At 34.7% G+C, this 21107-nt stretch carries 17 protein-coding genes and 1 tRNA gene; 7 read left to right on the top strand and 11 right to left on the bottom strand.

Annotated elements, in window-relative coordinates; translation table 11 throughout:
• Positions 1–29: 29 nt before the first annotated feature.
• Both odhB and PXD56_RS03250 read right to left on the bottom strand, forming a co-directional pair.
• Positions 30–1250: a 2-oxoglutarate dehydrogenase complex dihydrolipoyllysine-residue succinyltransferase gene (gene odhB / locus PXD56_RS03255; protein ID WP_276491926.1), complete on the bottom strand. Its 1221-nt coding sequence runs from the start codon at positions 1248–1250 to the stop codon at positions 30–32.
• Between the two features lie 25 nt (positions 1251–1275).
• The gene (locus tag PXD56_RS03250; RefSeq protein ID WP_276491925.1) at positions 1276–4071 is read right to left on the bottom strand and encodes a 2-oxoglutarate dehydrogenase E1 component; all 2796 of its coding nucleotides are present in this window, start codon (positions 4069–4071) and stop codon (positions 1276–1278) included.
• A 117-nt stretch (positions 4072–4188) separates the two neighbouring features.
• On the opposite strand from PXD56_RS03250, the gene PXD56_RS03245 reads away from it, so the two are divergent.
• Entirely contained in the window at positions 4189–4704 is a 516-nt protein-coding gene (locus PXD56_RS03245) for an alpha-ketoglutarate decarboxylase (RefSeq protein WP_276491924.1), read from the top strand.
• Between the two features lie 36 nt (positions 4705–4740).
• Positions 4741–5844 (top strand): acyltransferase family protein, encoded by a 1104-nt coding sequence (locus tag PXD56_RS03240; RefSeq protein WP_276491923.1) that lies wholly within the window; start codon positions 4741–4743, stop codon positions 5842–5844.
• Between the two features lie 9 nt (positions 5845–5853).
• Here the strand turns inward: PXD56_RS03240 and PXD56_RS03235 are convergent, their stop codons facing one another.
• The 4 genes from PXD56_RS03235 to PXD56_RS03220 form a co-directional block, all read right to left on the bottom strand.
• Positions 5854–6207: a hypothetical protein gene (locus PXD56_RS03235; protein ID WP_276491922.1), complete on the bottom strand. Its 354-nt coding sequence runs from the start codon at positions 6205–6207 to the stop codon at positions 5854–5856.
• Positions 6208–6253: 46 nt separating this feature from the next.
• Positions 6254–7528: a metal-dependent hydrolase family protein gene (locus PXD56_RS03230; protein ID WP_276491921.1), complete on the bottom strand. Its 1275-nt coding sequence runs from the start codon at positions 7526–7528 to the stop codon at positions 6254–6256.
• Positions 7529–7604: 76 nt separating this feature from the next.
• Positions 7605–8621 carry a UDP-glucose 4-epimerase GalE gene (galE, locus tag PXD56_RS03225; protein WP_276491920.1) on the bottom strand — a complete coding sequence of 339 codons (1017 nt, stop codon included), beginning with the start codon at positions 8619–8621 and terminating at the stop codon, positions 7605–7607.
• Positions 8622–8665: 44 nt separating this feature from the next.
• The gene (locus tag PXD56_RS03220) at positions 8666–9820 is read right to left on the bottom strand and encodes a DegT/DnrJ/EryC1/StrS family aminotransferase (RefSeq protein WP_276491919.1); all 1155 of its coding nucleotides are present in this window, start codon (positions 9818–9820) and stop codon (positions 8666–8668) included.
• Positions 9821–9910: 90 nt separating this feature from the next.
• On the opposite strand from PXD56_RS03220, the gene PXD56_RS03215 reads away from it, so the two are divergent.
• The 3 genes from PXD56_RS03215 (at position 9911) to PXD56_RS03205 (ending at position 11828) form a co-directional block, all read left to right on the top strand.
• Positions 9911–11158 carry a 3-deoxy-D-manno-octulosonic acid transferase gene (locus PXD56_RS03215; RefSeq protein ID WP_276491918.1) on the top strand — a complete coding sequence of 416 codons (1248 nt, stop codon included), beginning with the start codon at positions 9911–9913 and terminating at the stop codon, positions 11156–11158.
• Positions 11159–11338: 180 nt separating this feature from the next.
• Positions 11339–11470: a hypothetical protein gene (locus PXD56_RS03210; RefSeq protein WP_276491917.1), complete on the top strand. Its 132-nt coding sequence runs from the start codon at positions 11339–11341 to the stop codon at positions 11468–11470.
• A gap of 235 nt (positions 11471–11705) precedes the next feature.
• Positions 11706–11828: a hypothetical protein gene (locus PXD56_RS03205; RefSeq protein WP_276491916.1), complete on the top strand. Its 123-nt coding sequence runs from the start codon at positions 11706–11708 to the stop codon at positions 11826–11828.
• A gap of 200 nt (positions 11829–12028) precedes the next feature.
• On the opposite strand, the gene PXD56_RS03200 is transcribed toward PXD56_RS03205, so the two are convergent.
• Positions 12029–14113, bottom strand: coding sequence for a family 16 glycosylhydrolase (locus tag PXD56_RS03200; RefSeq protein ID WP_276491915.1), 2085 nt, complete (start codon positions 14111–14113; stop codon positions 12029–12031).
• A 303-nt stretch (positions 14114–14416) separates the two neighbouring features.
• Positions 14417–17098, bottom strand: coding sequence for a helix-turn-helix and ligand-binding sensor domain-containing protein (locus tag PXD56_RS03195; protein ID WP_276491914.1), 2682 nt, complete (start codon positions 17096–17098; stop codon positions 14417–14419).
• Between the two features lie 376 nt (positions 17099–17474).
• On the opposite strand from PXD56_RS03195, the gene PXD56_RS03190 reads away from it, so the two are divergent.
• On the top strand, positions 17475–17723 hold the full coding sequence (locus PXD56_RS03190; RefSeq protein WP_027065025.1) for a hypothetical protein: 249 nt from the start codon (positions 17475–17477) through the stop codon (positions 17721–17723).
• A gap of 62 nt (positions 17724–17785) precedes the next feature.
• Here the strand turns inward: PXD56_RS03190 and PXD56_RS03185 are convergent, their stop codons facing one another.
• From PXD56_RS03185 to PXD56_RS03175, 3 genes are all read right to left on the bottom strand, one after another.
• Positions 17786–18067, bottom strand: a complete 282-nt coding sequence (locus tag PXD56_RS03185; protein ID WP_276491913.1) for a DUF427 domain-containing protein — start codon at positions 18065–18067, stop codon at positions 17786–17788.
• Positions 18068–18085: 18 nt separating this feature from the next.
• On the bottom strand, positions 18086–19291 hold the full coding sequence (locus PXD56_RS03180; RefSeq protein ID WP_276491912.1) for a bifunctional alpha/beta hydrolase/OsmC family protein: 1206 nt from the start codon (positions 19289–19291) through the stop codon (positions 18086–18088).
• Between the two features lie 164 nt (positions 19292–19455).
• Positions 19456–19537 (bottom strand) — tRNA-Leu (locus tag PXD56_RS03175).
• A 128-nt stretch (positions 19538–19665) separates the two neighbouring features.
• On the opposite strand from PXD56_RS03175, the gene PXD56_RS03170 reads away from it, so the two are divergent.
• Positions 19666–21057: a dipeptidase gene (locus PXD56_RS03170; protein ID WP_276491911.1), complete on the top strand. Its 1392-nt coding sequence runs from the start codon at positions 19666–19668 to the stop codon at positions 21055–21057.
• Positions 21058–21107 lie beyond the last annotated feature (50 nt).

Genomic DNA, 21107 nt, shown 5'->3' with positions numbered 1-21107 from the left:
GCTTTTTTATATTAAGAGCTTTAAAATATTTACATTTCTAAAGCTTTCTTTACATTATTATCCATCAATAACTCTTCTGGATTTTCCAAAGCTTCTTTGATTGCAACTAAGAAACCTACAGACTCTTTACCATCAATAATTCTGTGGTCATAAGAAACCGCAACATACATAATAGGTGCAATTGCAATAGCACCATCTCTAGCTATTGGTCTTTCAACAATATTATGCATACCTAAAATTGCACTTTGTGGTGGGTTAATTATTGGCGTAGACAACATAGAACCAAATACACCACCATTAGTAATAGTAAATGTACCACCCGTCATTTCATCTACAGTAATTTCACCCTCACGTGCTCTTATTGCCAATCTTTTAACTTCAGCTTCAACACCTCTAAACGTTAAGTTCTCAGCGTTACGTATAACAGGCACCATTAATCCTTTTGGTCCAGAAACCGCAATACTAATATCACAGAAATCATAAGAAACCATCTCTTTACCGTCAATCATAGAATTAACAGCAGGATACATTTCTAGAGCCCTAACTACGGCTTTAGTGAAAAAAGACATAAAGCCAAGTCCTACACCATGCTTATTTTTAAAGTCTACTTTATACTTATTTCTAAGCTCAAAAATAGCACTCATATCCACTTCATTGAAAGTGGTCAACATTGCTGTTTCATTCTTAGCAGAAACCAATCTTTCAGCAACTTTTCTACGTAACATAGATAGTTTGGAACGAGACTCACCACGATTTCCACCTGTTGGCGACCCCATAGAAGGCACTGCACTAACAGCATCTTCTTTGGTAATTCTACCATCACGGCCAGAACCAGAAACAGATTTACTATCTACTCCTTTTTCATCTAGTATTTTCTTAGCAGCTGGCGAAGGAACACCTGAAGCGTAGGTCTCTTTAGCTTTAGCTGGCTGAGGAGCTTTTTCAGTTTTAGGCGCTTCTTTTTTCTCCTCTTTAGGAGCACTTGATGCATCTGCATCACCTTCTGGTTTAGCAGCACTTGTATCAATTAAACAAACCACAGCACCAACGGCAACAGCATCACCTTCTTCTGCTTTCAATGTAATTGTACCACTTACTTCTGCAGGCAATTCTAAAGTAGCTTTATCTGAATCTACTTCTGCAATTGCTTGATCTTTTTCTACATAATCCCCATCTTCAACTAACCATTCCGCTATTTCTACCTCTGTGATAGACTCTCCCGGCGAAGGGACTTTCATTTCTAGAATCATTCTTTCTATAATTTGATATGTTATATTATTTTTTAGGTTTGGACATATTGTCCTTTGTCTTGTCAAAGACGTAATCTATAACTTGTTGGTGACGTGCTTTTGAACGTACAGAACTACCTGCCGCTGGCGCTGCATAAAAACGTCTAGATGCTACTCTAAAATTTCTAGCTTCGTCAAAATGCGTTAACAAGTGGCTCCATGCCCCCATATTTCTAGGTTCTTCTTGAGCCCATACAACGTCATCTGCATTTTTATATTTTGCAATAGCCGCTGTCATTTGTTTTTCAGGTATTGGGAACAACTGCTCTACCCTTACCAAAGCTACATCATCTCTTTTACCCTCTTCTTTAGCTGCTAGTAAATCATAATAGAATTTACCAGTACAGAATACCAAACTTTTTACCTTTTTAGCATCTGCAGCTTCGTCATCCATTACCTCTTGGAATCCTCCATTGGTCAAGTCTGCAATTTTAGATACCGCCTTAGGGTGCCTCAATAAACTCTTAGGAGTAAATATGATCAAAGGTTTTCTAAAATTAGACTTCATTTGTCTACGAAGAATATGGAACATCTGCGCTGGTGTAGTCACATCTGCTATATACATATTATCCTTAGCACATAATTGTAGGTAACGCTCCATTCTTGCCGAAGAATGCTCTGCTCCTTGACCTTCATAACCATGTGGCAATAACATCACCAAACCATTTTGAAGCTTCCACTTATCTTCTGCTGCAGAAATATACTGGTCAATCATAATTTGGGCTCCATTACTGAAATCTCCAAATTGTGCTTCCCAAATAGTCAATGTATTAGGGCTTGCCATGGCATAACCATAGTCAAAACCTACCACACCATATTCTGACAACAATGAATTATATATCTGAAATTTAGCTTGCTTTTCAGAAAGGTGATTTAATAAAATTACCTCTTCTTCACTTTCTTCTACTTTCATTACCGCATGACGGTGAGAAAAAGTACCACGCTCAACATCTTGCCCAGACATACGAACCGCATAACCTTCTTCCAATAATGAACCATAAGCTAAAAGCTCACCCATTGCCCAGTCTAAGTTATCAGCCTCAAAGTACATTTTGTACCTGTCCTTAACTAATTTCTCTACCTTACGTAAAAACTTTTTACCTTCTGGCAATGCTGTAATTACTTTGGCAATTTTATTTAATTTGGTTTTAGTGAATTTTGTATTCACCGCATCCATCATTTCCCACTCACGCACATTTTCAAAACCCTTCCATTCATCTGCCATGAACGGTGTAATTACGGTTTTATCTTCTTTACGTGAATCTTCTAATTTTTCTTCTAGAGAATCTTTATACTGCTTTTCTAATTGCTTTACATAAGTGCCGTCAATAACACCTTCTTGTCTAAGCTTCTCAGCATAAATATCTCTTGGATTTTTATGTTTGGATATTGCTTTGTATAACTTAGGCTGTGTAAATCTAGGCTCATCACCTTCATTGTGCCCGTATTTTCTATAACCTAGTAAATCTATAAAGACATCTCCTTTAAAACGCATTCTGTATTCTAAAGCGAATAAAGAAGCATGTACTACCGCTTCGGCATCATCAGCGTTAACATGTAATACCGGACTCAATGTTACCTTAGCAACATCAGTACAATAGGTAGATGTTCTAGCATCTAGATAGTTTGTTGTAAAACCAATTTGGTTATTTACTACTATATGTATAGTACCACCAGTCTTATAACCATCAAGACCAGCCATTTGAACAACTTCATAAACCAAACCTTGACCTGCTATTGCCGCATCACCATGAACTACAATAGGTAATACCTTAGAAATATCATCTTGATAGTCTGCATCTTGCTTAGCTCTAGCAATACCTTCAACAACTGCACCAACCGTCTCTAAGTGAGATGGGTTTGGAGCAATGCTCATCTTAATTTTATTTCCGTTATCAGATTTTCTATCAGACGTCCAACCTAAGTGATATTTAACATCACCGTCAAAAATCTCTTGCTCGTAATCTTTACCATCAAACTCACTAAAGATGTCTTTGGCAGATTTACCGAAAATATTGGTAAGTACGTTTAATCGACCACGGTGTGCCATACCCATAACAAACTGTTTAACACCCATTTCAGCGGCGCGCTCCACAATTACATCTAAGGCAGGAATCAGTGATTCGTTTCCTTCTAGAGAAAATCTTTTTTGCCCAACATATTTAGTATGCAAAAAAGATTCGAAAGAAATAGCATGATTTAACTTCTTAAGAATATGTTTTTTACGGTCCGGTTCAAAATTAGGATGATTGTCATTTACATTTATCCAATCTTGAATCCATTTAACACGCTCTGGCTTACGTATATACATATACTCTACACCAATAGCATCACAATAGATACTTTGTAAATGTCTAACAATCTCTTTTAAAGAATTTGGACCTATACCAATTACGTCACCTGCATTAAAAATAGTATCCAGATCAGAAGAAGCTAATCCGAAGTTTTCAATTTCTAAAGTTGGCTCGTAATGTCTTCGCTCACGTACGGGATTTGTTTTAGTAAACAGATGTCCTCTGCTTCTATAACCATCAATTAAACGAATTACCTGAAACTCTTTTTGAAGAGATTCTGGCATTTCACTAGAATGGCCATTTACTACAACTGTAGTTCGATTTTCATCGATTTCCAGCTCATCTAATGAACTTTCCATTCCAAAATCGAATCCTTGAAAAAAGGCTCTCCAACTTGGCTCTACACTATCTGGATTTACTAAGTACTTATCGTATAACTCTGAAAAAAAAGAGGTATGAACGGTATTTAAAAAGGAATATTTATCCATGAATTACTTTCTGTATCTTTAGAATAAATTTCTAACAAAAATACAACATTTACAATATCTAACGATAGAATGGCATGTATTATTGAAAAAAACGAAACTTTAAAACAAAATCATCATATGAGCTTAAAAAAATTAATTTTCATAGGGCTAGTAACACTAAATATCACTTTCTCACTTGCTCAATCTTCAAAAACCAATGCTGATTTCTGGAATAACGTAAGATTTGGTGGAAGTATTGGCTTGGGTTTCACAAATAATGGATTTAATGGGTCAATTGCTCCTAGTGCTATTTATCAGTTTAACGAGCAATTTGCATCTGGAGCAAGTTTAAGCTTCAACTATGCCAAGTTTGATGAAGATAAATTATTGGCTTATGGTGGTAGTGTTCTTTCTCTATATAACCCAATACCACAACTACAGCTTTCCGCAGAATTTGAACAATTACGTATTAATAGAACTATAGCTACCCAAACCATAGACATAGAGGACAATTATTGGTTACCGGCTTTTTTCGTTGGCGCAGGCTACAGCAACAGAAATGTAACTTTTGGCATACGTTACGATTTATTATATGACGATAACAAAAGCATATATGGTAATGCCCTAATGCCATTTGTACGGGTTTATTTTTAAATAATCATTACCTTTCTTAAGACCAAACCGACCAACATGAATAAATTAAAGAACCGATATCTTTCATTGGATGTCTTCAGAGGGATGGATGTTGCGCTTATGATTATAGTGAACTCCCCCGGAAACGGAGATACAAGTTTTGGAATTTTAAAACATGCCGTTTGGAACGGATTTACACTTACCGATCTAGTTTTCCCTACATTTCTATTTGTCGTTGGTAACGCCATGAGTTTTAGCATGAAGAAGTACGCAGATTTGGGAAGCGGAGCGTTTTTCAAAAAGGTTTTAAAACGCTTTTCTATTATATTCTTACTAGGTTTTCTCATGTATTGGTTTCCTTTTTTTGAAAATGGCGGTTTAAAACCTATTGGAGAGACCAGAATATTTGGAGTATTACAACGTATAGCCCTATGCTATTTGTTCGCTTCTATCCTACTCTATTATTTTAAAACAAAATCCGTTTTAATTTTTAGTGCTTTAGCATTAATTGGCTACCATATTATATTGGTTGTATTTGGAGACCTCTCTTTAATGGGCAATGCCGTTTTAAAACTTGACAAATTTTTGATTGGAGCAGATCATATGTATCACGGCAACGGAGGAGTAGCTTTTGATCCTGAAGGCTTATTAAGCACCTTGCCTGCCATTGTAAATGTAATCGCCGGATACTTTACTGGGAAATTCATTCAAAAGAATGGTCAAAATTTTGAAACCATTGCTAAACTCTTAATGGCTGCAGGCATTCTTATAATTGCGGGATTTGCATGGGATTTAATATTTCCGTTCAACAAAAAGCTTTGGTCCAGTTCTTTTGTATTACTCACCAGTGGTATTGATATATTCATCATAGCTATTTTAATCTATCTACTAGATATGTCAAAACCTGGCAAATGGACGTATTTCTTTGAAGTATTTGGCAGAAATACATTATTCATTTATCTATTATCCGAACTATTTATAATTAGTTTGGCAGAGATATCAATGAAAGGCACAAATGCCTATAATTGGATAGCTGATAATATTTTTATTGCTACGGCCGGCAGTTACTTTGGCTCTCTATTATTTGCCCTGTGGATAATGTTTACTTGCTGGTTAGTTGGTTACATCATGGACAAAAAAGGTATTTATGTAAAAGTGTAGTATCTAATGCTATTGGTACCGATTTCTGTACCATACCTTTTTATACGCTCTTTTAAGAATTAACAATGTAACTTGGTCGGCAACGTCAACGGTATCCGTTATTTCTATATGCTGAAATTCATGTTCAGGTACGTCTATAATGTACATTAAGTTCAAATATTCCGCAAAATGCTCCATCATTAAGTAATACACCTTTTCACGAATGAGAGTTATCATTGCATTACCATCTACACTTTCAGGTAACTGTAAAGGAATATTAGCAAGCACAAAGTCCTTTTCTATCTGACGTATTAATTCATTAAAAAGTGAATTGCTCAAGGCAACCTGAATCAACTGCTCACTATTATCAACTTTCAACTTCATGAAATCATTCTTATTGATATACTATATGGACGCAAAAACAAATTCGTTACAGTTGTTTATAGACAATACCTTCTTTCATAACAAAAACAACATCTATTAGTGTTTCTACATTATCTAAAGGATTCTCATCTACAGCAACAATATCTGCAATATACCCCTCCTTAATCTGCCCTAGTTCTTTCTCACCTAAAAGCATTGCATTTGTAATTGTAGCAGAACGCAAAGCCTCTATAATTGGCATGCCCGCTTTATTCATATAGATAAACTCTTTAGCGTTATCTCCATGTGGCGACACCCCAGAATCGGTACCAAAGGCTATACTTACTCCTTTTTTATAAGCTTTTGCAAATGTAGCATTTAACTTAGGTCCTATTTCCAAAGCTTTTTTAGCTACAACTGGCGGCAGGTAGTTAGGTATTTTTGCCAGTCTAGCCGCTTCTTGTCCCGCAGAAATGGTAGGCACCATAAATGCTTTGTGCTTTATCATCAAATCCATCGTCTCTTCAGACATCAATGTTCCGTGTTCTATAGTCTTTATCCCACCTATAATTGCTCTTTGCATTCCCTCATCACCATGGGCATGGGCAGCCGTCAGCATACCATAATCATTAGCCGTATCAGTAATCGCCTTTATTTCTTCAATAGTAAATTGAGGGTTTTGACCACTTTTAGCCACACTTAACACTCCCCCGGTAGCTGTAATTTTAATAACGTCCGCACCATCTTTATACCGCTGACGCACCGCTTTCCTACCATCTTCAGGAGAGTTTACCACACCTTCTTTTGGTCCCGGGTCACCCATTAACTCATTGCTTCTTCCATTAGTAGGATCTGCATGACCACCGGTAGAAGCAAGTGCCTTACCTGCCGTAAAAATTCTAGGACCAACAACTGTTCCTTTGTTAATAGCTTTCTTTAAGGCAATATTTACTCCTGACCCTCCTAAATCACGTACGGTTGTAAAGCCAGCCATTAATGTCCTCTTGGCATATACCGTAGATTCAAAAGCAACATCCGCTTCATTCATAGTAAATGCCTCTAAATATCTTGACGGACTAGACTCGCTTTCTATATGAACATGCATATCAATAAAGCCAGGTAAAATAGTTTTAGATTTTAAATCTATCACCTGATCAGTATCAGTACCAACCACAAAACCATTTTTAATCTCCTTTATCTTATTTTCTGAAATAACTATTGTTTTATCAGACAATATCTTACCAGATTCAACATCAACTATTTTTCCACATTGAAGATATATGTCTTGTGCGGATACAGTTGAAAATACCAATAGCATTAAAAGGAATAATGAATTTTTCATAAGAGGTGGTCTTTAAATTAAATAAGGGGAAATATAGCCATATTTCCCCTTATTTATATTGTTAACCTTGAAAAAATCAGTCACGTATTTTCTGTTCCCAAATCCATGCATAATTCATTGCTTGCTCAAGGGTATATTCAGCTTTCCAACCTAAAACTTTATTTGCTTTGGTAGTATCTGCATAGGCGGTAGTGATATCACCGGCCCTTCTATCTACTATTTTATAATTTAATTTTCTGCCAGATACTTTTTCAAAACTCTGAATAGCCTCTAACACAGAACTACCTGTACCCGTACCAACATTAAAAACCTCATAATTAGATTCATTATTACCATTCAGCAAACGTTCTAAAGCTACAACATGCGCTTTAGCTAAATCTACCACATAGATATAATCTCTAATACAAGTACCATCTGGAGTAGGGTAATCATCACCAAAAACAGATAATTCTTCTCTTAACCCTATACCTGTTTGCGTTATAAATGGCACTAAATTCTGAGGAACACCTTTTGGCAACTCCCCTATTTCCCCACTTGGGTGTGCACCCATTGGATTAAAATAACGTAGTGCAATAGCATTTAAATCTGGAGTTACTTTACAAGTATCGGCTATAATTTCTTCGCCCATTTGCTTAGTATTGCCATATGGAGATTCTGCCACCTTAACCGGTGCATCTTCCGTAATTGGCATTTCATCGGCTTGCCCGTACACCGTACAAGAAGAACTAAAAATAAAACTAGCTTTATTTTTTTTACATAGTTCCTTGAGAATGTATACTAAAGTACCTATGTTGTTCTCATAGTATAAAAGAGGTTTTTCAACACTTTCACCAACCGCCTTAGAAGCAGCGAAGTGAATGACACCAGTAACATCTTGATAGCGCTGAAAAAAATCTTCAACTTTATGTTTTTCCTTTAAATCTAACTTTTCATAAGCCGGCTTTTTTCCGGTAATAGCTTCTATACCATCAAGAACACTTTCATCTGAATTTGAACAGTCATCAATAATGACAACTTCAAACCCTTTATTTTGCAACTCTACAACTGTATGTGAGCCTATAAAACCTAATCCGCCAGTTACTAATACTTTCATTTATAATGCTATTTGAGCGTTATCAAATTTAAAAAACCATCCTATTACCCATTAATAAACCCGATAATTAACTGTGTTATATAGTTTATCTGTTCTTCATCTAATTCTGTATGCATAGGCAAAGACAACACTTCGGTCACCAAATGATTCGTCACTGGAAAATCTGCTTCGTTATAACGATCATCTACATAAGCTTTCTGTTTATGTAAAGGTATTGGGTAATAGATACCAAAAGGAACTTTATTTTTAGCTAAAAATTGTGCCAACTCATCTCTTTTACCGTTTGTTATACGCAACGTGTATTGATGAAAAACGTGACAATCGCACACATCACAAATACCTCCACAATTATTAACCGTTACAGGCGTAATAATATGCTCTTGCCCTTCAAAAACTTTAGAATAGGCACGTGCTGCATTTCTTCTTGCTTCACAATAACCATCTAACTTTGGCAATTTAGCACGTAATACTGCCGCTTGTATAGAATCTAATCTTGAGTTAACACCAACCACATCATGGTGGTAACGTTCATACATACCATGGTTTACAATACCACGAATTGTGTGTGCCAATTCATCGTCATTAGTGAAGATAGCTCCCCCATCGCCATAACAGCCTAAGTTCTTAGATGGAAAAAAAGAAGTAGCGCCAACATGACCCATACTGCCCGCCATCTGTTTGGTACCATCTTTAGAAAGATACTTAGCTCCAATGGCCTGTGCATTATCTTCAATAACGAACAGATTATGTTTTTTAGCCAGTTCCAAAATAGCATCCATATTAGCACATTGACCAAATAGGTGAACAGGAACTATAGCTTTTGTTTTAGGTGTAATTGCCTTTTCAATCGCTTCAATATTAATATTAAAAGTATCAGGATAGACATCTACCAAAACAGGAGTTAATTGTAATAAGGCAATAACCTCTACCGTTGCTGCAAAAGTGAAATCTGCCGTAATCACCTCATCACCGGGCTTTAAACCCAAACCCATCATTGCAATCTGTAAAGCGTCAGTACCGTTGGCACATGGTATTACATGTTTTACCTGCAGGTAATCTTCTAACTCCTTCTGAAATGCATGAACCTCAGGTCCGTTAATAAATGCTGAAGTTTCTAATATTTGGGTTATTGAGATATTTACTTGATCTTTAATTTCTTGGTATTGACCACCTAGGTCTACCATTTGTATCTTTTTCATCTGTTGTAATTACATGAAGTAATACAAAAATACGAAACAGGCGACAGTAATTTTATGGAAAGAAACGTAATTTAGCCTAAAAGCATCAGTTTGTACTTTCTCTATAACCTTATCGTCATAAGCGTATCTGCCATTTTAAAGGTATTGGCTTTAACCAACTCTAAACTATCATTATTTGTAAAAGGAAGAAAAGAAACCATTTCTTTAATTAATCGAGCAATTTCCAACGATGATAAAGTTATTTGGATTCACGCTGCTTCTTTAGGGGAATATGAACAAGGTCTACCAGTTATTGAAAAACTAAAAATTCAAAACCCTACACATAAAATAATAATATCATTTTTTTCTCCATCTGGGTATGAAGTAAAAAAGAATAGCAAAATAGCCGATGTTATCTGTTACCTTCCTATGGATACAAAAAAGAAGGTAAAATCTTTTTTAGCTGCCGCACACCCAGATATTGCCATATTTATTAAATATGAAATTTGGCCCAACTATTTATCTGCTTTAAAAAAATCAAATACACCTACGTTTTTAATATCAGCATTATTTAAACCAAACCAAGTTTATTTTAAGTGGTATGGTGGTTTTATGCGAAGGGTATTAAATCAGTTTTACCATGTTTTTGTGCAGAACGAAAAGGCAAAAGCTTTACTAAATTCCGTAGGATATACTAATGTTTCTATTGCAGGTGATACCCGTTTTGACCGAGTAGCTGAAATTTTAGAGCGTGATAATAAATTAGATTTTATGGAACGCTTTAAAAATGAACAATACTGTTTTGTAGCTGGAAGCACATGGGCAGAAGACGAAAAAATCATCATAGACTACATCAACAAAAACGTTCTACCAATTAAGTTTGTTATAGCTCCGCACACCGTTAAAGATAATCATATTGAAGAGATAATAGCAGCAGTAGATAAAAAGGTAATTCGCTATTCAGAAATGAAAGATATAACCTTAGCAGATTATGATGTAATTGTCATTGATACCATTGGTCTTTTAACCAAAATCTACAGTTATGCCGATACAGCATATGTTGGCGGTGGTTTTGCAACAGGTCTTCACAATACATTAGAGCCCGCGGTTTTTGGAATTCCTGTAATGATAGGTCCTAAGTTTGAAGGATTTGCCGAGGCAGAAGAATTAGTTAAACTTGGCGGAGTCATTTCTGTTGATAATAGCAACCGGTTTCAACAAACTAGTGACAAGTGTTTTGAAAGTAATGACTATCGATTAAATATCGGAAATATTAACACGAACTACATCAAGGAAAAAGCCGGAGCCACAAACTTAATAGTCGATAAATTAAATGCAATTTTTAGCTTAAAAAGCTAAAAAATAACTAGCAAACAGCCTACTAATTTATTTAATATACAATTGTAAAAATTGATATTATTGTGTTGAAAACATACTTTACAAAGATATTTTCTATACGTTAATCGATTTTACATCCCTATTTGACAGCACTTTAGGTTAGATCTACCATATTGACCACAGAACAATAGAACAATGATTATGGAACAAGAACTAACTTCAGGAGTTAAAATACTCAATGGATTTCTTAAATTAATGGTTACCTGCTTGGTAATAATCCTCTTATCTGTACCCTTAGCCGGTATAGCAGATTGGTTAAATCTAATTCAATAGGATAAAGCATAATACTACCAAAATAAAGCTACAAATTGTAGCTTTAGGTTTTAAAAGGCTGTAATTCAGATATCGACAAGATACCTTTTTAAGGGTTGAAATGCATATTTTGAAAAACATATACCACAAAAATGTAAGATTTTACATCTATTTAAGATAGTTTTACAACTTTTTCTATGGAATTGTTGCTTAATTCAACTAACTTTAGTAGTGTAACTTTAAAGTAGGTAATGTTATGAACAATTTATCATTCAAAACCGGAGTAGAAGCTTATCTCTCCGTGCTTGTTATTGCGATGCATGCTTTTTTAGCTGTTGTTGTAGTAGGAGCTTTTTTAGCCCTTTTGGGGATTGTCTAATCTTTTAATACCAAATCCTTATTGAAAAAAAATTACTTTAAAAAAATGCCCCTTTAAAAAGGGGCATTTTTTGTTTATCAAAACCAAAAAGGTCATACTATGAAATATTTGTTTGAACCTAGCATAAACCCTAATGAATTATAACTATAAAAAGGCTGCCAAAAAAAAATTCAACAGCCCTTTTAAATAACTAACTAATTTTATTGATATACTCTCACATAATCTACCTCCATTGTATCTTCTGTAAATGTTGGATCAATAGTACCTCCTAAGGTACCTCCCATTGCAACATTCATAATTAAAAAGAAATCGGCATTAAATGGTGTTGTAGCATTGTTTACAAAACTATTGTGTATTAATTGATCATCCACAACAAACTTAATACTCTCAGGTGTCCACTCAACCGTATAATTATGAAATTCAGAGATGGCATTGTCAACCGGTGTAGAACCTACAACTGCATTTCCTGCAGAATTACCTGGATAATGTAATGCACTACTAATAGTATTGTTATTATTACCTACATGCTCCATGATATCTATCTCACCGGCTGCCGGCCAACCCACTTCATCAAAATTAGCTCCTAAAGCCCATAATGCAGGCCAAGTACCGCCAGAGGAAGGGAGTTTAGCTCTAATTTCGACTCTACCATAAGTAAACTCAAAAAGATTTTCAGATTTAATTCTACCGGAAGTAATACCACCAGAAGGAGAAACGCCGAAATCAAAAAATAACACAACACGATCATAAGTACCTGCTGCTACTCCAGTAAAATCAAAAGATAATGTCTCCCAAGTGTTAGCAACAGAAGAACTAACGCTAACCTCTACATTCTCGTCCGCATTAGCTTGGTTCTCAAGTTTTAAAATTATGTTTGCACCAACTGCAGGTGACCATGTTTTTAAAGTAATAATAGGGTAAGTTACCAAATCAACAGGTGCAGATAAATCAAAAAACGAACCGGCCCATGTTTCAGATCCCAATGCTTTAGTAGATTCTGCTACATTAGCACTTGTGTTTTCACCAGTAGCATCTGGATTAGCAATTACACCTGTTCCCACACCACCAAAACCAGTAAAAACCGGAGCAACGCCTTCAAAATTTTCTATAGGCTGCGTACCTCCGGTAGCATCTACCAAAGTCATTTCATCAAAATAATGAACAACTGCTTCACCTTCACCCGCTATAGCGGTTATTTTCAAGACTCCATCTTCTACTTTTACATTTTCTGCGTTATCAGTATATGTTTGTGATTCGGCATTACCCCAGCCGCCAGCACCTAGATCATATCCCCAATTTGCAGGATTTGGCGCACCATCAACATCAAACTCATCTGACCAAACCAAATTGGTATATATAGTTTCCAGGCTTTCCTCAACACCTTCTACAGCTTCTGAAGATGTAAATTTATGATACCAAGCCAGATCAGCATTTTCAGTATCATAAGTTCTAACATACAATTCAGTATCACTTATCGATAAGATTTCATAGGTAGATGACCCAACATAATACCCCATAAATCCACCATCTGAAAAACTCATTTGAATTCCCGTAGTTTGATCATCAGGCACATTACCTGTAACTTCTGAAAGAACTACTGATTTTGAACCCGTAGTATCAAAATCATAACAAAAATCAATATCCTCAGTACCACCAACAACAGCTTTGTGACCTACATTGAAATAGGTTTGCCCCATGTTATCCAATGTATAAGATAATGCTCCAGATTCATCTACTGAAAACGTTAGCTCATCATCACACAAACAATCCGAATCATCAGTGCCGCATTTTTCAAATGCAGATGCTGAATACCACTTAGGGTACCACCAATCACCATCAATACCTTCTCTTGCCGGCCCCAACCCTAAATGACCAGGTTGAGCAGCAGCTAAAAACCACGTTTTTGAACTATCATTGGTTAAGAAAGCAACAGTCTCAGTATCTGTAAATGCTAATGAGACCGATACATTTAATGTTTCAGAAATTTTATTGCCTTCTGTAGAACCTGCGGTAATTGTTACCGTGTATGAATTATCTCCAATTTCTTCATATGTTTTAGTTGTTGAGCCAGAGGTCTCTAACGCTGAAGTGCCATCACCAAAGTCATAATGATAATAATTGGCATTTGTTGCTGATGCTGTAAAATCAAAGACACCGTCACCTAAATTCTGGGCGCTTACGGTAAGGTTAGACGGCATTACCGATTCTGGAATATCAATGTCATCTCCATCACAGCTCATTAATACTGCAAATAGAGATACCATGACATACTTTAAATTTTTCATAGTTGTTTTTTTGTTGAGTTAATTATTCGATTTAAATATTACCTAAAGTGTCTACAAAAACTTTTGTTGTGTCCACTATTAAAACTAATACTCATGCAATTTAAAATAGATAATTACCATATTCTAAATTTTAACCACTACAAAAAACATACAACGCAAATATTATTGCATAAAATATAGATAATCGTAATATTATAAAGGATAATTGCTTAAATCACATATATAAATAAACTAATCAAAAGCTTAATGAAAATATTGAATGTTGTGGTAATGTTGTGGTATATTATAGTTTTGTAGAGGAAATCATAGACCCAATATATAATCACTTAAACCAGATTCTCGAGAGAGGCCCATCTTTTTTCGAAGACGATATCTTTTCACTTCTACACTACGTACAGAAATATTTAAAAGTGGCGCAATTTCTTTAGAAGATAGGTTTAGTCTTAGGTATGCACATAATCGTAAATCGTTCGCAGAAAGTTCTGGGTGTTTACCTTTAACTTTTTTCAAGAAATCTTTATCAGCATTGTTAAATGCACTCTCAAAAAACTTCCAGTCATCTTCATTATTAATATTTCTATCAATAACTTTAATTACCGATTTCACTTGTGGATTATCTGCGCTCTCTTTTAGTTTATCCTTTATAGAACTTAAAAATTCATTCTTTTTTATGATACTCATTGTAGAAATTGCCAACTCTCTATTTTTACTATCTACAAGCTCTTGTAATTGTTGATTTTTAATTTGAACTATCTTTTTTTGATTCTTTAACTTTTTACGCTTTAATCTTTTATTATTGGCTTTAATTAATTGACGCTGCTGCTTTTTATAATAGTTTTTATAAATTTTATGAATTAACAAAGATGTTAATATGGCAATAATGATATAAAATAAAATTGCCCAGTAAGATGCGTACCAAGGTCGTAAAATTGTAAAGTCATAAATTGCAGTATTCTTCGATATATCATTACCTACTTTCGCCCTTACTTTAAACTCATAAGAACCATAAGGAAGTTTATCAAAAGAAACATTAGAAGTAAGTTCCCAACTGCTCCATTCCTCATCTAAGCCCTCTAACAAGTATTGATAATAGACTTCAGTATATTTATCGTATTCTGTAACATTAAAATTAAACCTCACATTATTTTCTTCATATATGATATCTGGATTATCATGAAGTAATAAGCGAGGTTCAAGATTGTTTAATGTTTTTTTAACTACAGAACTAATGTTAATCTGATAATCTCTTTTTTTAAACTGTTTTAAATCTAAATTTATATAGCCATTAGAAATGCCTATTAAATACAATTCGTTCTCTAAGTGTACTACCGATTCAAAACCCAATACCCCCATACTTCTTCTAAATGAAGTTGGAATAGGAATTTTAATCTTTTGTGGGTCCTTACTCAAATGACCTTTTGAAACGGTTACAATATTACTCTTTGTAAACCCCCATAGTCTTTCATAATCATTTGTTGATCTTATAATTCCTATAATATGTTCATTATCATCAAAAAAGCTATTTGTTAAAACAGAGTCTATCAAAAACTCTTCTTTATTCCTATTATACTTAAAAACACCATTAATAGTGCTATAGCATATCTCATTATTATATCTAAATAAACTAGAACCAATACCCTTAGACTCTTTCCTAATAATCTTTTCAACCTTTGTAAAGTCCGTATTTAATTTCAGGTCATAAACTCCTTTATAATCATGATTTACCAATATGTGATAATCGTTCACTAATTCAAAAAATCTGGTAGAACTATCAAAACCAGCAATATTATTACGGTATTTCCAATTTCCATCAATCTTCTCAAGAATACTTAAACCCTTATAATTACCTTGAATTAGTAAATTAGATTTACCTGATATTGATTGAATATCCCAAGTTCCGGGCACATTTGAAATTTTGTTTACAATACCATTACTCACTACATAAGTACCAGTGTGGTGACCACAGAACAATGTACCTCCAATTTCTTTTAATGCCCAAACCTGTCCTTCCGTACCATCTATCAATTTAAATTCATCTTCCTTATTTATATTCCTATAAAATAGTCCTTGATTGGTTCCCAGGTATAGTATTTCAACTATTTTCTTAGCAGTATAAACAACGCCAATAGTACCAGCATAATCTATGTACTCCTTGAATGGCGAGTTTAAATTGATAACACTAACACCATTATCTAAACCCAACCATAGGTTATCATCTCTATCTTGAAACAATGACAGAATGGTATTGTTATTAAGCCCCTTTTCTTGATTAATATGTTTTAACAGTTCGCCATTAGCATTTAGATGGTATATTCCATTAGAGATAGTACCTAACACAAAAGAACCATCGTGTAACTCTAAAGCGCTATAAATTTTAGTTAAGGATAAATCATTTTCTGCAGTTATATTCCATTCTGTTAGACCTTTATTCTCTTCATAAAAAAAAGAACCTTTTTCCGTTATTACCAGTACTTTATTATTAACACCAAATGCCCCAACAATATTTAATTCTTTAAATATAGCAGCATCTGAAACCATAACAGGCTCTCCATTTTCTAGAGTAAAAAAACCTTTTCCTATACTCTGAAAATATAATTTACCATCAATTTCAAAAATCTTAGGGTTATTGCTCTTAACCTCTAAAATTTGAAATGAAGAAGTATGTATGTTATAAATATAAATTCTATCCAAAGATTGAAACAACACCCAATCTTTAAACTGTGCTATGTTCCAAAAATCTTCATCCTCTACCAACGGCACTGTTAACTGATCTGAAATAGATGTGTAAGTTAACACACCGTATTCATTACGAACCCAATAGCCAAACTCCATATAACTACCTGTGTAAACTTTTTTATTAAAAGCCATAACAGATTTTACGGGCGTACCATAAGGCATTTGGTACAATGACCAAGTATTACCGTTATACTCTAGTAAACCATCATTATTTGCAACATAAATAGTCTGATCAGCGGATTGATCCATTGACCAATTTTGATTGCCTGCATTGTACTCAATTGGCGTAAAATTTTGAATTGGCGGTAGCTCTTGTCCAGATAAACCAAGCGTTGAGAGAAAAATTATTCTAAAAAAATATCTTAATATCATTTAAGGCAACATCAAAATTTAACGTTTTTAAATATAAGCTATTTAAAAAATAGGCATAACGTTTACATAGAACACTTTTACCTCTGCTTTAATAAGTGATGGCGTAAAAACTAGAAGTTTAACAAAACAAGTCAGCCGTAAGAACCCATTCTTATTTTTAAATAATCTAAATACATACTATTGAAATACAGCAATTTAAATTGTTTTTAAAAGTTTAAGAACGTAAGTTTATAAGGAACGTAAAACAAAAAATATGTCGATAAGATTAGGAAATAGTTGCGTTAACTGCGACAACTTAGTAGAAGGAAACACTTGTAAAGTTCATGGCGTAAAAGTTGGGAATAGCTATACTTGTGATAGTTTTGAAATGAAAGCTGCGTTAAAAGATGACACTAATTGTGTAACCTGTATTAGATTTGAATCTAGCGATTGTGCTAATCCTCAAAAAGCAGCTCCAGGTATGTCTTGCAGCCATTGGGCACCACAAAATGCTACTGCATAGTGACAATAACTATTTAAACTTAAAAAAAGGTCAGCTAAAAGTTGACCTTTTTTATGCTAATACTATCTTACTTCTACACCTTTCCAAAATGCCACATACCCTTTAATGCCTTTAGCTAATTCTGAAACCTCAGGATAAAACCAAGCAGCATCCTTGTTCACCTCTCCATTAACTTCAACATTATAATAAGATGCAACACCTTTCCACGGACAACTAGTATGGGTATCGGTGCTTTTAAAAAACTCTTGCTTAATATCTTTAGGAGGAAAATAATGATTACCCTCTATTACGATGGTTTCATTACTTTCAGCTATCACTTCATTGTTCCAAATTGCTTTTACCATTTTTATACTATTTATAGTTTAAATTAATTCTGTAATTATAGATGATTCAGTAGAAAGAGTTTTATGCACGGGACACTTATCCGCAATCTCCAATAACCTTTTTCTTTGTTCACTATTTAAATCGCCATATAATTCTATCTTTCTTTTAAAAGTGTCAATTTTTTTAACTGCTGAAGTATTTTCAGAATCAGGGGCATGTTCCTTACCGTGATCAACATGTACAATTACTTTTTGTAAATCCCATTTTTTTCGTGAAGCATACATTCTTAAAGTCATAGCAGTACAAGCCCCCAAGCCAGATGAAACATAGTCATAAGGCGAAGGACCAAAATCGTTTCCTCCAAAATCTTTAGGTTCATCTGCTATTAACAAATGATTTCCTGACACGATTTCAGAAGTAAAACCTTCATTACCTATACTTACCGCTACCTGATGCGTAGTTTTCACAGACTGTCTTTTAGGAATATCCAAATAGCGCTCTGCCCAACCGGCAATTACATTACCTACATAAGTGGAATCTTCATTGTCCATTAAAAGGTGATCAGCCTTATCAATTGAAATAAAGCTCTTAGGGTGATGTGCGTATTGATAAAGTTCTTTTGCATTTTCAATACCAACAATAGTATCTTGAGGAGAATGTATAACCAAATACGGTTTTCTCATATTCTTCAAGACCTCTTTCATGGGTTGTGATTGAATATCATCAATAAAATCTTTTTTAATCGTAAAATCGCGACCTCCAATATTCACTTTTGCCTTACCCATAGTATTTATTTCATCTACATTAGATTTGAATAAATGCTGTACATGAGCTGGTGATGATGGTGCACCAATGGTAGTTACCGCAACGACAGCGTCTAACTGAGAAGCAGCAAAAATAACTGCAGCACCACCTAAAGAATGCCCTACTAATAACGAAGGAGCTTTATAATTCTGTTCTAAAAATTTAGCAGCTTCAATTAAATCAGAAACGTTTGAGGAGAAGTTGGTTTCTTCAAACTCCCCTTCACTCTCCCCTAGTCCAGTAAAATCAAATCTTAGAACGGCAATTCCTCTACTTACAAGAGCCCTTGATATATTACGAACCGCAGAAAAATTCTTATTACATGTAAAACAATGTGCAAAAATGGCATAACTATGTGCTTCTTGATTTGTTGGCATTTCTAATCTTGCTGCCAATTGCTTACCTTGAGAATTTGTGAACGTTACCTTTTCAAAACCCATATGTTTTCTTTTCTATGCTATTACTTAATATATGGTATTAGAAGTAAGCAAAGAGAAAAACTTACAAATCTGTTTAAAAGCCAAGTTACAATTAGCTTGTTTTAAGAAGTAATTAAATCTACCCCATAAAAAAAGCCTCTTGATTTCTCAAGAGGCTTTCGTTGTACAGGCGGAGAGACTCGAACTCTCACACCGCAAGGCACTAGATCCTAAGTCTAGCGTGTCTACCAATTCCACCACGCCTGCATACTTTCCTAAATCACGATATGTGATTATCGGGGTGCAAATATAATGCAAAAAATCAATTCTCTAAATTTTAGCTATTTAAAAATTACGCTTTTTGTACTTTTATCAAAAGTCACATAAAAAAGTACATGAAAAACGTAAAGAATTATATAGCGGAAAACAAGGACCGATTTTTAAATGAAATCATAGAACTACTTAAAATACCGTCTGTTAGCGCAGACCCTGCCTTCTCGCAAGATGTTTTAAATGCTGCAGAAATGGTAAAATCTAGATTACAGGATGCAGGTTGTGATATTGTTGAAATTCATGAAACCGCCGGTTACCCTATAGTTTATGGCGAAAAAATCATAAATAAAGACCTACCAACGGTATTAGTATATGGGCATTATGATGTACAACCGGCAGAACCATTAGAATTATGGACTTCCCCACCTTATGAGCCAGTAATTAAAAAAACGGACCTACACCCAGAAGGAGCCATTTTTGCACGTGGTGCCTGTGATGACAAAGGGCAAATGTACATGCATGTAAAAGCATTAGAATTGATGGTAAAGACCGATCAGTTGCCTTGTAATGTAAAATTCATGATTGAAGGTGAAGAGGAAGTTGGTAGCAATAACTTGAGCATTTACGTAGCCGAGAATAAAGAAAAATTAGCGAACGATGTTATTTTAATATCTGATACTGGCATGATTGCCAATGATGTACCGTCCATTACCACAGGTTTACGCGGACTTAGTTATGTTGAAGTAGAAGTTACCGGTCCTAATCGTGATTTACATTCTGGATTGTATGGTGGTGCAGTTGCAAATCCTATCAATATTCTAACCAAAATGATTGCCAGTCTACATGACGAAAACAATCATATTACCATATCTGGTTTTTATGATAGGGTTGAAGAACTTTCTACTGAAGAACGAGCTGAAATGGCAAAAGCACCTTTTAGCATTGAAAAATACCAAAAGGCCTTAGATATTGAATCTGTGTATGGTGAAAAAGGATATAGCACAAATGAACGTAATTCTATTAGACCTACACTAGACGTTAATGGTATTTGGGGAGGCTATACCGGCGAAGGAGCTAAAACTGTTATTGCCAGTAAAGCATACGCTAAAATATCCATGCGTTTGGTTCCTAACCAAGATTGGAAAGAAATCACAGAATTGTTTAAAACACATTTTGAAGCTATTGCGCCTAAAGGTGTAACAGTGGTAGTAAAACCTCATCATGGCGGACAAGGGTATGTAACACCAATAAATACAGATGCATATCAAGCTGCGTCAAAAGCGTACGAAACTACATTCGGCAAAAAACCTATTCCACAACGTAGTGGTGGTAGTATTCCTATTGTTGCACTGTTTGAACAAGAATTAAAAAGTAAAACCATACTTATGGGCTTTGGTCTGGATAGTGATGCCATTCATTCCCCAAATGAGCATTTTGGTGTATGGAACTACTTTAAAGGAATTGAGACTATCCCTTATTTTTATCAGTATTTTACTGAAATGACCAAAAAGTAGTCAATTGATAATTGACAGTAAATTAAAAAACAAAACGTCTTTGCAAGCAA

It is taken from the genome of Maribacter zhoushanensis, from assembly GCF_029350975.1.
GTDB classification, from domain to species: Bacteria; Bacteroidota; Bacteroidia; order Flavobacteriales; family Flavobacteriaceae; genus Maribacter; species Maribacter zhoushanensis.
The sequence above is the reverse complement of the archived record's forward strand: the minus strand, read 5'-3'. Positions and strand labels throughout refer to the sequence as shown.